The following is a 13,094-nucleotide window of genomic DNA, read 5'->3' on the forward strand; positions in this document are numbered from 1 at the left end:
CCCGGTCGACGATTGTCGACCGGGCCCCGAGGTGGTGCTTTACGGGCGGGCGTTCGGCTTGAGCGGGGTCTTCACCGCCGCGTAGGCGTCGACGATCCCGTAGCCGTAGAAGCCGTTGAAGTTGACTCCACCGGCGCAGTAGGCGTCGTAGGTCTCGTCCCGGCCCTCGTTGCGGTACTGCTGGAGGCGCGGCTCCGGGCAGGCGTGCTCGGCTGCCGTCCGGTACAGGTGCTGCTCGACCAGGTCCGGCGACATCCCGAAGCCGCCCCGGCGCTCCGGCTTGCCGTACCGGCTGACGATCAGCGCGGCGACGCCGGCGGCGTGCGGGGACGCCATCGAGGTGCCCTGCAGGTAGGTGTAGTAGCCACACTCACCGTTGGCCTTGCACTGCTTGAAGACCGACTCCTCGAACCCGGCGACGATGTTGCCGTCGGCGTCGACCGAGCCCTCCTCCTGAAGCACGTGCTTCGGGTACGAGGAGAGGATCATGTTGGCGTCGGTACGGAACGTGTCAGTCCCGAAGCCGTCCCGGAACCAACCGCCCGGGGCGGCGACCGAGGTCTGCTCGGTGCCGTAGTTGGAGAAGTCCGACTTCTTGCCGGACGGACCGACCGACGACACACCGATCACGTGTGGGCCTTCGGCGGGCATGTCCCAGCAGCTGTTGTTGTCGATCGGCCGGGGGTACGGGTCGGCGCCGTAGTCCGGGCTCGTGACGTCGGTACGGGGTGCGCCCAGGTCCTCGTTGTTGTTGCCGAGCGCACCGACGAGGGTGACGCCCTTGTTGTGAGCGAAGATCAACGCCCGCTTCATCGCCTTGATGATGGCCCGCTGTTCGGCCTGGTCCTCGGGCGAGTCGGCAGGGTTGGCGGTGCAGTTGTAGAGCCACGGGTCGACGTAGAACGACATGTTGACCACGTCGATCCCGGACCGGCCGGCGTAGACCAGGGCGTTGACGACCGGGTCGAGGAAGAAGTAGCCGGAGTCCTGGCCACCCTTGAGTTCGACCAGCGAGACGTTCGGGGCAACGCCGGAGAGGCCGAAGCCGTTGGCCGCTGCGCCGATGGTGCCGGCCACGTGGGTGCCGTGCCCGCCGTCGTCGGTGCCGACCGGGTCGAGGCAGCTCGGCACCTCACAGGGGCCGTCCACGTCGGTCAGGTCGGGCGCGAAGTTGCGCGACAGCGACCAGTTGAAGTTCGGCGCGATGTCCGGGTTGCTGGCATCGACGCCCGTGTCCAGTACGCCGACGGTCACGCGACGGTCGCCGGGCTCGATCTTGCGGGCCTTGTCGGCCCGGATCATCTCCAGGCCCCAGAGCTTGTCGTCGAGCGGGTCGAGCTTGGTGCCCTTTTTGGCTGCGGCACGAGCGGCACCGTTGGCGGCAGCGGCCGTCAGGTGCTCCTGCTCGACGCGGTCCAGCTTCGGCTTGCGGCCGATGGCCTTCTGCTCGGCGGCGCCGAGCAGCGTCGGGGCGGCGTTCGCCCTGGCCGCGAAGTCGGCCCGGTCACTGGTGACCTGGAACATGCCGACCTCGTCGGACCGCGACACCACCGTGCCGCCGGCTGCCCGGATCGCGGCGACCGCCGTGTCGGCGGCGACGCCGTCCTCGGCGACGACGGTGAAGGTGCGGGAGTCGCTTGGCGCGGCGCTGGCCGGTACACCCAGCCCCGAAGCCGTAAGTGCCAGCACTGCCGCGGTTGCGACAGTGCCGACGGTGAAGCGCTTGCTCACCACATCAGATCCTCTCGTTGAGGGACGTGGCAGCCATCACACAACAACCTTCGGGTTTGCGCCAGGTGAACGCCCGTTATGGCGGTGAATCTCTCCTTCATCCACCCAGTTCGAAGTCAACGCCGCCCACACCAACGCCGCCCACACCAACACCGCCCACACCAACACCGCCCGGACCAGCGCCCACACCAATGCCACCCACAGCGGCACCGGCATGCAGATGAGCGAGCGCGATCGGCAGTTCGGCCATGCTGGACACTTCGGCGTCGGGCGTGCACCCGGCGGGGCGGGACAGCCCCTGCCGGTTCAACCACACCGACCGCAGGCCGGCCCGCTGGGGTGCCACCACGTCGTGTTCCCACGAGTCTCCGACGTACACGATCTGCTCGGCCGGCACCCCGGCCGCCGCCACCACCGCTGCGAAGAACTCCGGCGCAGGCTTCTTGGGCAGGCCGTTCACGTGCGCGTACACCTCGAAGGCGAACTCACCGGCGAGCCCGCACCGTTCGGTGCGGCTGTTTCCGTTGGTGGCGAAGCCCAGGGTGTACCGGTCGCGCAGTGTGGCCAGCGCCGGTGGCACGTCCGGGAACGGTCGGGTGAGGGCGAACCGGCGGGCGAAGAAGAGGGCCGCGACCTCGTCCAGGTGGTCGTCCAGTCCGGCGCGGGCCAGCGACCGGGCCAGCGCGGCACGGCGGATCTCCGCCACCGGCGCGGCCTTCATCTCGCCGAAGACCGCACCCCAGTCCGACTCCAGTTCAGCGAGCGTCACCTCGGCCGCCGCCGGGATGAGCCGCCGCATCTCGTCGAGGACGGCCACCAGCCCGCCCGTCACCGCCGGCCGCAGGTCCAGCAGGGTTTCGTCGGCATCGAACACCACAGTGGTCAGCACGCCACCCACTGTCCCACCGGCCACCGACCACCGACCGCAGCCGCCGAGCACCAGCACCGACCCCCGAGCGCGCCAGCACCGAGCACCGAGCACACTCACCGACCGGCGAGCACCAGCTCCGGCTCGGTCGACACCGGCGCGGACGCCGCCGGTGTCCCGCGCAGTTCGTCGAGGCGTACCAGCGCGACCCCGGCAATGATCATCGCGCCGCCGAAGAGCTGCCAGCCGGTGGGCAGCTCGTTCAGGAACAGCCAGGCGATCAGCACCGCGAAGAGCACCTCGGTCAGCCCGACGAACGACGACAGGCGGGGGCCGAGGATCCGGGTGCCGGCGATACCGGCGAGGTATGCGATGACGGCGGCCACCAGCGAGAGCCCGGCGATGGGCAGGAGCCAACTGGTGGGCTGCCCGGCGAAGGTGACCTCGCCGAAGGTGGCGTGCAGCGGCAGCAGACCCGTCAGCCCGACGAGGAGCAGGACGGCGGCGCCGACGGCCATCCCGCCGCTGGCCAGAGCGACCGAGGGCAGCCGTGGGTCGACCCGCCCGGCGAGCACGAAGTACCCGGCCAGGCCGATTGCCGCACCCAGTCCCCAGAGCACACCGACCGGGTGGAAGTCGGCGGTGCCGGCGAGGTCGAGCACGAACGCCAGCCCGGCCAGGGCGGCTACCGATCCGGCCACGGTGAGCCGGCGGGGTCGCTGCCCGTGCCGCACCCACATCCAGCCGACGACGAGGATGATGCCGAGGTATTCCAGCAGCAACGCGACACCGACCGGCAGGTAGCGCACGGCATTGAAGAAGCAGACCTGGGCCAGCGCCACCCCGAGGAGGCCGAACAGCCCGATGGCCGTGGCGTTGCTCCGCAGCACGGCCCACCTGCCCCGCAGCGACAGCAGGGCGGGGATCGCCAGCACCAGGGCGGCGATGCCGACCCGGGCGATCACTGCGGACCCGGCCGACCACCCGGCGTCGATGAGTGAGCGCGCGAAGGTGCCGGAGGTGGCGAAGGTGACTGCGGAGAGCAACGCCAACGCGGCGCCGGCAGCAGGTCGTGAGTGCATGTCGCGCTCCTCGGGACGGCACCGTGTCATGAGCAAACTATCCTTGTGCCCGTGACGTTAGGCGGAAGCCATGACAGGAGTCAAGATGCTATTTGCTCATGACACTGAATGTTCCCTGATCGCCGCCGCCGCGCTGGTCAACACGACGGGTCGGGACGGCGAGCAGCTGCCCGACGTCGCCGCGTTGGACGCGTTCTTCGTCCGCTACTCCTACAGCGGGCGACACGAGCACACCGATGCCGAGTTACGCGCCGTCCGGGAGTTACGGCCCCAGCTACGCCGCATCTGGTACGCGGAGCCACCCGAGATCGTCGCGCTGGTCAACGGCCTGCTGCTGGAACACAAGGCGCTGCCCCAGCTCATCGAGCACGACGACGAGCCGTACCACCTGCACGCCGTACCCCGGGACGCGCCTCTGGCCACCCGGATCGCGGTGGAGGCGGCGATGGCGATGGCCGACCTGGTTCGCGCCGGTGAGCTGCGCCGGCTACGGATCTGCGAGTACCCGGACTGCGACAGCGTGGTCGTCGACCTGTCCCGCAACCGGTCGCGGCGGTTCTGCGAGGCCGGTTGCGGCAACCGCGCCGCGGTGACCGCCTACCGCGCCCGCCGGGCGGCGGGTCGCTCCTGAGCGGCGGCCCACTCCTCGGCCCGCAACTCGTACTCCACCTCGCCGTGCTCCGTGCCCGGAATCGGGTGGTCCCACTGAAGGTGGAAGGTCCGCAGGTAGCGCAACCCCGCCTTCGCCATCACCCGCCGGGACCGCTCGTTGACCGTCATCGTCTCGGCCCAGACGCGACGCACCCCAACGGTGTCGAAGGCGTACCGGACCAACGCCCGCGACCCCTCCGTGGCCAGCCCGAGCCCCCACGTCGAGCGCCGCAGCCGGTAGCCCAGCTCGGCCTCGGTGCCGTCCGCCGACGGGTCGAGCGCGAACCAACCCAGGAAGTCGCTGGTCCCCCGGTCGAGCGCCGCCCAACGGCCCAACCCGGGATGCCGCTCGTACTGGGCCAGCAGCCTCGGCAACTGCTCATCGCGGACCGTGGCCAGCGGCGTGGCCACACCACCGCTGAGGAACCGCATCACCTCGGGATCGCTGTCCAGGTCGACCAGTGCGTCCACGTCAGCCATGGTCAGCCGCCGAAACCGCAGCCGCTCGGTGCAGGGCAGGTCACTCATGACGGGATCATCCCGCCGCCCCACCCCACCGTCGAGCCGTTTTACCCGCGCCCGTCCGCAGGCAAGATCCGCGCAACATCGGGGAAGTTGCTGCGTCAGGCCGCGACGAGGCAGCAACTTCCCCGATGTTGCGGGCAACCAACCCCGCGACCACCGTCGCGGGCGAGGCGGTCGCGTCAGCGCGGGGGCGCGACCACGAAGAGCCGCCAGGAGTACGCGTCGACAACCAGCACGGGCCCGTCCAAGTCCTTGCTGTCTCGCACTCCGACCACGTCCCCCAGATTCGTCGCCACCTCGACGCACTGGTCATTGGAGCCACTCCGGCTGCTCTTCCGCCACGAAGCTCGGGTCAATTCCACGACTCCGCCACTTCCCTCAGCAACTCGATCGACTCCTGCGGTGGCAACGCCTGCCCGAGGGTCGCTTCCCAGGTCCACTGTAGACGCAGCAGGTCTGCGGGCCGATCAAGTTCCTGGCCGCCGATCTGGCCACCAAGGTAGGCAAGGTCGCTCTGATCCGCCACCGTGGCGAGGATGAACGGCCCGTTCAGGCCGGGATACTCCTCAGCCGAGCGAGGCACCACGTGCAGCTGAACTCGTGGATGCTCGGTCGCCAAGCGCGCCAGGTGCACCGCCTGCTCCAACATCACCTTCCGACCGCCAACGCGCCGCCTGAGCACCGACTCATCCAGCACAGCGACCACATGCGGCGGCCGATCCTCGTAGAGGACCCGCTGGCTGTCCAGCCGGTCCGTCAGCCGACGCTCAACCTCGTCGGCGTCGAGCAGCCGGTCCGATTCGAAAACGGCACGGGCATAGCCTTCGGTTTGCAGCAGTCCTGGGACGTGCAGCGGGTCAAACCAGCGCAGCGCCCGCGCCTCCGCGAGGATCGCACGCCAGCCACGCAGCCACACCTGAGCCTTGTCCAGGCTGACCAGCTCGGTGGACATGCGGCCGAACAGGCCGCCGGTGTCCAGGGCGCGGTCGACGAGTTCCAGGTATTTGGCGGTGGGCGGTTGCTGGCCCAGCTCGACCGCGCTGACCATCGACGCCGAGTAGTTGACCGCCTTGGCCAGCTCGTCCTGGCTCCAGCCCCGCCGAGCCCGGGCCCGGCGCAGCTCCGCGACCAGGAACGCCGCCGCCGTCATCTGTCCATCGGCCATGCCGTGCCGCCCCTCCACCCCGCTGACGATCAACTCCAGTCGGCCGCCAGCGGCGGCGCCACCCGAAACAGGGCGACTGTGACGACGCGGCCAAACCCTTCCGACCGTAGTCGCCTGATCACCAGACTGTGAAGTGCGGCGCCGCTCCCCGTCCCCCGGGTCTGTCGGCGCCGCACGGGACCGCCCGCTCCCCCGGCCGGGCGGTCCCACCTCCGGTGGAAAAGGGATGAGCGAGGGGCGAACGGGGCCGATGCCACAAACGATTCAGCTCCAAAGGAAGGCAGCAGCATGTCCCGGACCGCCCCGGACAACCGCGCCACGACGCCCTGTCGGCCACACCTGCCGTTGCGCCCGCTCTGGCTGTGCCGGGTCTGCGCCGCACCCTGGCCCTGCCCGGTCGCGCGGCTCACCCTCCGCCAGGAGTACGCCGACGACCGGGTGGGGTTGAGCGTCTACCTGTGCGCGGTCCTGCACGAGGCGGCCGCCGACCTGTACCGGCTCAACCCACACGACGGCCCGGAGCCCGCGGCGCTCTTCACCCGCTTCCTCGGCTGGGCCAGACCACGCGACACCCGCTGAGCCGGGCAGGCCGGTTGTCAGGGGTGGGTCATCCGCAGCAGGTCCAGCGTCTCGTCGAGCTGGGTCTCGGTGAGCTTGCCGGAGTCGACGTGCCCCCGGGAGATCACCACCTCGCGGATGGAGGTCTGCTTGGCCAACGCCTCCTTGGCGATCGACGCGGCCTCGTCGTACCCGAGGTAGCGGTTGAGCGGGGTGACGATCGACGGCGACCCCTCGGCGTACGCCAGGCAGACCTCGGCGTCCGCGACCAGGCCGACCACCAGCCGGTCGGCGAACAGCCGGCTCACCGCGGAGAGCAGCCGGATCGACTCCAGCAGGTTGCGGCCCATCACGGGGAGCATCACGTTCAGCTCGAAGTCGCCCTGCGAGCCGGCGAAGCCGACTGTCGCATCGTTGCCGATCACCTGTGCGCAGACCTGCCGCATCGCCTCGGCCACCACCGGGTTGACCTTGCCCGGCATGATCGACGAGCCGGGCTGGAGGTCGGGGATGCGCAGCTCACGGAGGCCGGCACGGGGACCGGAACCCATCCAGCGGATGTCATTGGCGATCTTGTAGAGGCCGATCGCCACGGTACGCAGCTGCCCCGAGGTCTCCACCAGCGCGTCCCGGGCGCCCTGCGCCTCGAAGTGGTTGCGCGCCTCGGACAACGGCAACCCGGTCGACTCGCGCAGCTTGTCGATCACGGCGGCGGCGAAGCCGAGCGGGGTGTTGATCCCGGTGCCGACGGCGGTGCCACCCAGGGGCAACTCGGCCAGTCGGGGCAACGAGCCCTCCAACCGCTCGATGCCGTAGCGGACCTGCGCGGCGTACCCGCCGAACTCCTGGCCGAGCGTGACCGGGGTGGCGTCCATCAGGTGCGTACGCCCGGCCTTGACCACCGTCTCGAACTCGGCGGCCTTGGCCTCCAACGCCGACGCCAGGTGTGCCAGCGACGGCAGCAGATCCTCGACGATGAACTGGGTGGCAGCGAGGTGGATGGAGGACGGGAAGACGTCGTTGCTCGACTGGGAGGCGTTGACGTGGTCGTTCGGGTGCACGGGCGATCCCAGCTCCCGGCTGGCCAGGGTGGCGATCACCTCGTTGGTGTTCATGTTCGATGACGTGCCGGAGCCGGTCTGGAACACGTCCACCGGGAACTGGTCGTCGTAGCCGCCGTCGGCCACGTGCGCGGCGGCCGCGGCGATCGCAGCGGCCACGTTGGCGTCGATCACGCCCAACTCGCCGTTGACCTGGGCCGCCGCGCCCTTGATCTGCGCGAGCGCCTTGATCTGGGCCGGTTCGATGCCCCGGCCGGAGATCGGGAAATTCTGCACCGCGCGTTGGGTCTGTGCCCGCCACAGCGCCTCGGCGGGCACCTCCACCTCGCCCATCGAGTCGCGTTCGATCCGGTAACCGGTCGCCTCTGGAGTCGTCACGCGTACCATCCTGCCGCGCCCGTGGCCGACTCGCAGATGATCCGTCAGCCCAACTCGGCCAGCAGCCGTTCCACCTCGTGCTGCTCCGGTGACTCGATCTGGCGGAACAGGGACAGCGCCCGGAACCAGTGCGACCGTGCCGCAGCCGGGTCGGTGTCCCGCAGGCAGCGGGCGATACCGTCCAGCGCCCCGGCCTGTTCGTGCGGGGCGTTCATCCGGACGGCATCGGCGAGCACCCGCCGGTGCAGGTCCACCGCGCTGGCCACGTCCCCCTGGTCGAGCAGCGCACGGGCCAGCAGGTTGCGTGACACGCTGGCGGCGATGCGGTCGCCGGACTTGACCACGGCGGCGAGCGCCTCGCGGTGCAGCGTCGCGGCGGCCTCCGGCCGGCCGAGGATCCGCTCGATGCTGCCCAGTTCGTTGAGGACCTCACCCTCCCCGAAGCGGTTGCCCTCCCGGCGCTTGAACTTCAACGCGAGCCGCAGGAACCGGCGCGCTCCCGGGTAGTCGCCGAGCCGGGCCCGCACCGCCCCGAGATGACCGAGGGCGTTGTACAGGCTGTTCATGTCGCCGATCTCGCGGGCCAGGCGCAACTGCCGCCGCGAGGCCAGCCGCGCCTCCGGGTAGCGGCCCCACGCCAACAGCAACAACGCCTGGTTGTTGAGTATCGCGATGACCTCCACCGGCTGATCGCCGGCGGAGACGAGCGCCAGTGCTGCGGCGGAGTGGGCCATGGCGGGAGCCAACTGCCAGTTCGCCCCGTACGCCACGGTCAGGTTCCGACGGACAGTCGCCTCACCACGCCGGTCGCCGAGCCGTTGACGCAGCCGGAGCGCGACCTCCATCAGCTCAATGGCCTCCTGAACCCGGCCGAGCCGGAAGTAGCCCGAGGAAAGGTAGTTCTGCACTGTGGCGATGGCCCCCGCGTCGTCGAGCTGCTCGGCGGCGCGCAGCGCGACGGTGTGCGTGTCCACCAGCTCGTCCAGGTGGCCGTGTTGGAACAGATAGAACCAGGATGTGCGGGCCAGCTGCCAGCAACGTTCCAGCTGCCCCTCGGCGGCGGCCAGCCGCACCAGCGCCGGAAGCGCCGCGCGGTTGGCGTCGAACCAGGCTGCACCATCCGGGACGGACGCCCGCACCAGATCGGCTCGGGGAGGTTCCGGCAGCACCAGGGCGGATCGGCTGGCCACCGGCTCCATCTGACCGGAGATGGCGTGGGCCACGTGCAGGTAATGATCAAGGAGTCGGACGGTGGCGGCCGTCCGGCTCGCTGCGGTCTCGCCGGTCTCCAGCAGTTGTCGGGCGTATTCGCGCATCAGGTCGTGGAAGCGAAAACGGCCGGCATCGGGCTCGTCGACGAGGTGCGCGTCGACGAGACTGTCCAGCAGGTCCTGGGCGTCCGGCAGCGGCAGGTCGGCGACCGCCGCCGCCAGCCGATCATCGAAGAAGCCCACCGGGTGCAGCGCCAGCAGCCGGAACATCCGTTGCTGGTCGACGTCGAGCTGTGCGTACGACAGAGCGAAGGCCTGCCCGACGGAGCGTTCGCCGGCCGACAGCTCGGTCAGGGTGTCCCGTCCGGTGGCGAGCCGGTCCGCCAGGTCGCGGACCCGCCACCGGGGCCGGTGGGCGAGTCGGGCCCCCGCCAGCCGGATCGCCAGCGGCAGGTGCCCGCAGCGGGTGATCACCTCGGTGGTCGCCTCCGGCTCGGCGGCGACCCGGTCGGCACCGACCACCCGTCCGAGCAGCTCCACCGCCTCCTCGGGGTCGAGCACGGCCAGTGATGACGGTTTGCCGCCGTCCAGCCCGGCGAGCCGGCGGCGGCTCGTGATCAGGGTGAGGCTGTCCCGACCACTGGGCAGCAGCGGCGCGACCTGAGCGGCGCTGGCGGCGTTGTCGAGCACCACGATCGCCCGCCGTCCGGACAGTTTGCTCCGCCACAGGGCGGCGCGTTCGTCAGCGTCGGCGGGGATCCGGTCCCCGGGGACACCGAGCTGGCGGAGCAGCGCGGCAAGGGCAGCGGCCGGCGGCAACGGCTCTCGTTCGCTGTGCCCGTGCAGGTCGATGAAGAGGTGCGCGTCGGGGTATCGGTCCGCGAGCGCCGTGGCGACGTGCACGGCCAGCGTGGTCTTCCCGCTGCCCGCCATGCCGTCGACGAGCTGGATTCGGGCGTCGTCTTCCTCGATCTCCTTCACCAGTCGGGCGAGGGTCTCCTGCCGTCCGATGAAATCGTTGATCGCCCTGGGCAGTGCCCGGACCGGAGCGAAGGACCACTCCTCCGAGCTGGTGACGGCCAGGTCGCCAGCGAGCACCCGTTGGTGCAGCTCCTGCAGCTCGGCACCTGGTTCGATGCCCAGCTCATCGGCGTAGAACCGCCGGCCTTCGCGATAGACGGCGAGCGCGTCGGCCTGCCGACCGACCGAGGACAGGGCGAGCATCAGCTGGCCACGCAGCCGTTCCCGCAGCGGATGCTGGTCGACGCTTTCGGCGATCTCCTCGATCAGCTCGGCGGCCCGCCCGAGGCGCAGCTCGACGTCGACGCGCTCCTCCAGCGCGGTGAGGCGCTGTTCGTCGAGGGTCTGTGCGCGACGGCGGACGCTGCGGCTGGGAATGCCGCTGAGCGCCGGCCCGCGCCAGAGCGCCAGGGCCGCGTGGAACCGCTCAGCCGCCTCGGCGAACCGGCCGGCCGCGACGGCGGCTCGGGCCTCATCGACGCCACGGGCGAAGGTGTCGGCGTCCAGGTCGCTCGGGGCGATACGGACGCCGTACCCGGCCGGGTCGGTGACGATGATTTCCGGTGCCAGCCCCAGCTCGGCGAACCGTCGCCGCAACCGCGACACACAGGTCTGCAGTTGGGCCCGGGCGGTTGCGGGCGGACGTTCCTCCCAGACCGCGTCCACCAGATCCTCGACGGGCACCAGCCGGCCGGAGCGCAGCAGCAGCATGGCGAGCACGATCCGGTCCCGGCCGGCGGTGACGGTGGCCTCGCCACCGCCGACGCGCAGAGGCCCCAGGATCCCGAACCGCATCTGCTCCCCCGCCGTGATCTGCAACTTGCAGCAGCGTAACCCGGTGGTCACACATTGACGCATTCCGGTGATAGTGATGTGAGAGCGGATCGACAGGGGTGCACATCAGACTCGCACCGGGTTGTCGGTGACGGCATCCGACGGGGGCGGTGCGCCCGCCCCACCCCAGCGGGGCGGGCGCACCGATGTCGGCAGAGCACGGACGACAGAGGGGGTGCCGGGCGAGTTCGCCCAGCACCCCCTCGCGTACGTGTCGGTCAGCGGCGGCCGACGGTGAGCACCGGTTTGGTGACCTCGGCGAAGAAGTCGTTGCCCTTGTCGTCGACCACGATGAAGGCCGGGAAGTCCTCCACCTCGATCTTCCAGACCGCCTCCATGCCCAGCTCCGCGTATTCGAGGACCTCGACGTGCTTGATGCAGTCCTGGGCGAGGCGGGCCGCGGGGCCACCGATCGAGCCGAGGTAGAAGCCGCCGTGCTGCTGGCAGGAGCGGGTCACCTGACCCGACCTGTTGCCCTTGGCCAGCATCACCTGTGAGCCGCCCGCGGCCTGGAACTTCTCCACGTACGCGTCCATCCGGCCGGCGGTGGTCGGGCCGAAGGAGCCGGAGGCGTAGCCCTCGGGGGTCTTCGCCGGGCCGGCGTAGTAGACCGCGTGGTCGCGCAGGTACTGCGGCATCGGCTCGCCGGCGTCCAACCGCTCAGCGATCTTGGCGTGCGCGATGTCCCGGGCCACCACGAGCGGGCCGGACAGCGACAGCCGGGTCTTCACCGGGTACTTGGACAGCTCGGCGCGGATCTCGTCCATTGGCCGGTTCAAATCGACCCGCACGACCAGCTCGGCGTCGAGCGAGTCGTCGGTGACGTCGGGCAGGAACCGGGCGGGGTCGGTCTCGAGCCGCTCCAGCCACACACCCGACGGGGTGATCTTGGCGACCGCCTGCCGGTCCGCCGAACACGAGACGGCGATCGCCACCGGGCAGGACGCACCGTGCCGGGGCAACCGGACCACCCGCACGTCGTGGCAGAAGTACCGGCCGCCGAACTGGGCGCCGATGCCGAAGTTGCGGGTCAGCTCCAGCACCTCCGCCTCCAGCTCCAGGTCACGGAATCCGTGCGCGCTCATCGAACCCGAGGTGGGCAGCGCGTCGAGGTACTTGGCGCTGGCGTACTTCGCGGTCTTCAGGGCGTACTCGGCGGAGGTGCCGCCGATGACGATGGCCAGGTGGTACGGCGGGCAGGCGGCGGTGCCGATCAGCCGCAGCTTCTCCTCCAGGAACTGCATCATCCGCGTCGGGTTGAGCAGCGCCTTGGTCTCCTGGTAGAGGTACGACTTGTTGGCCGAACCGCCACCCTTGGCCATGAACAGGAACTTGTACGCGTCGGGGTGCCCGTCCGGGTCCTCGGCGTACAGCTCCACCTGGGCCGGCAGGTTGCTGCCGGTGTTCCGCTCGTCCCACATGGTCAGCGGGGCGAGCTGGGAGTAGCGCAGGTTGAGCTTGGTGTAGGCCTGGTAGACGCCCCGGGAGATGGCCTCGGCGTCGCCACCGTCGGTCAGCACGTGCCGGCCGCGCTTGCCCATGACGATCGCGGTGCCGGTGTCCTGGCACATCGGCAACACCCCGCCGGCGGCGATGTTGGCGTTGCGCAGCAGGTCCAGTGCGACGAACCTGTCGTTCGGCGAGGCCGCCGGGTCGTCGATGATCGCCCGGAGCTGGGCCAGGTGCGCGGGGCGCAGGAAGTGCGCGATGTCGTGCATCGCCTCGGCGGTCAGCGCGGTGAGCGCGGCCGGCTCCACAGTGAGGAACCGGCGGCCTCCCGGGCCGTGTACGACGTCCACGCCCTCGTCGGTGACCAGGCGATAGTCCGTCTGGTCAGGGCCGGTCGGCAGCAGAGGGGCGTACGAGAATGCGGCGGCACTGCTCATGAGCGGCAAGCCTAGGGCAGACCGGTCGATCACTCCCACCCGCCGGGCGGGTCCTGGGACGCCGCTCTCATCGCCTCGGGCCCGCCGAGCCTCCCCGCCGTCCGGATCCGCTGGTGACTCGCCC

At 70.5% G+C, this 13,094-nt stretch carries 11 protein-coding genes; 2 read left to right on the forward strand and 9 right to left on the reverse strand.

Annotated features, from left to right (window positions below):
- Positions 1 to 39 precede the first annotated feature (39 nt).
- From KBX46_RS05190 to KBX46_RS05200, 3 genes are all read right to left on the reverse strand, one after another.
- Positions 40 to 1,731: a S8 family serine peptidase gene (locus tag KBX46_RS05190; protein WP_185755434.1), complete on the reverse strand. Its 1,692-nt coding sequence runs from the start codon at positions 1,729 to 1,731 to the stop codon at positions 40 to 42.
- A gap of 97 nt (positions 1,732 to 1,828) precedes the next feature.
- Positions 1,829 to 2,620, reverse strand: coding sequence for an HAD family hydrolase (locus KBX46_RS05195; protein ID WP_210791464.1), 792 nt, complete (start codon positions 2,618 to 2,620; stop codon positions 1,829 to 1,831).
- A 95-nt stretch (positions 2,621 to 2,715) separates the two neighbouring features.
- Complete coding sequence (locus tag KBX46_RS05200) at positions 2,716 to 3,681, reverse strand: DMT family transporter (protein WP_088952058.1); 966 nt, start codon at positions 3,679 to 3,681, stop codon at positions 2,716 to 2,718.
- Positions 3,682 to 3,766: 85 nt separating this feature from the next.
- Between KBX46_RS05200 and KBX46_RS05205 the strand changes: the two genes are divergently transcribed.
- Positions 3,767 to 4,312: a CGNR zinc finger domain-containing protein gene (locus KBX46_RS05205; protein WP_141911512.1), complete on the forward strand. Its 546-nt coding sequence runs from the start codon at positions 3,767 to 3,769 to the stop codon at positions 4,310 to 4,312.
- On the opposite strand, the gene KBX46_RS05210 is transcribed toward KBX46_RS05205, so the two are convergent.
- The 3 genes from KBX46_RS05210 to KBX46_RS05220 form a co-directional block, all read right to left on the reverse strand.
- Positions 4,279 to 4,860: a GNAT family N-acetyltransferase gene (locus KBX46_RS05210; protein WP_210791246.1), complete on the reverse strand. Its 582-nt coding sequence runs from the start codon at positions 4,858 to 4,860 to the stop codon at positions 4,279 to 4,281. The two genes, KBX46_RS05205 and KBX46_RS05210, sit on opposite strands and share 34 nt — an antisense overlap.
- A gap of 176 nt (positions 4,861 to 5,036) precedes the next feature.
- The gene (locus KBX46_RS05215) at positions 5,037 to 5,219 is read right to left on the reverse strand and encodes a DUF397 domain-containing protein (protein WP_179781242.1); all 183 of its coding nucleotides are present in this window, start codon (positions 5,217 to 5,219) and stop codon (positions 5,037 to 5,039) included.
- Entirely contained in the window at positions 5,210 to 6,022 is an 813-nt protein-coding gene (locus tag KBX46_RS05220; RefSeq protein WP_099849056.1) for a helix-turn-helix transcriptional regulator, read from the reverse strand. The genes KBX46_RS05215 and KBX46_RS05220 overlap by 10 nt, the downstream gene beginning before the upstream one ends.
- 288 nt (positions 6,023 to 6,310) lie before the next feature.
- Here KBX46_RS05220 and KBX46_RS05225 point away from each other — a divergent pair, with 288 nt between their 5' ends.
- Positions 6,311 to 6,601 (forward strand): hypothetical protein, encoded by a 291-nt coding sequence (locus tag KBX46_RS05225; RefSeq protein ID WP_088950483.1) that lies wholly within the window; start codon positions 6,311 to 6,313, stop codon positions 6,599 to 6,601.
- Between the two features lie 17 nt (positions 6,602 to 6,618).
- On the opposite strand, the gene KBX46_RS05230 is transcribed toward KBX46_RS05225, so the two are convergent.
- From KBX46_RS05230 to KBX46_RS05240, 3 genes are all read right to left on the reverse strand, one after another.
- Positions 6,619 to 8,028 (reverse strand): class II fumarate hydratase, encoded by a 1,410-nt coding sequence (locus tag KBX46_RS05230; protein ID WP_199176986.1) that lies wholly within the window; start codon positions 8,026 to 8,028, stop codon positions 6,619 to 6,621.
- Positions 8,029 to 8,063: 35 nt separating this feature from the next.
- Positions 8,064 to 11,045 carry an AfsR/SARP family transcriptional regulator gene (locus KBX46_RS05235; protein ID WP_210791466.1) on the reverse strand — a complete coding sequence of 994 codons (2,982 nt, stop codon included), beginning with the start codon at positions 11,043 to 11,045 and terminating at the stop codon, positions 8,064 to 8,066.
- Positions 11,046 to 11,302: 257 nt separating this feature from the next.
- Complete coding sequence (locus KBX46_RS05240; RefSeq protein WP_099849058.1) at positions 11,303 to 12,970, reverse strand: fumarate hydratase; 1,668 nt, start codon at positions 12,968 to 12,970, stop codon at positions 11,303 to 11,305.
- Positions 12,971 to 13,094: the final 124 nt, after the last annotated feature.

Source organism: Micromonospora sp. C81 (assembly GCF_018070425.1).
GTDB lineage: Bacteria > Actinomycetota > Actinomycetes > Mycobacteriales > Micromonosporaceae > Micromonospora > Micromonospora zamorensis.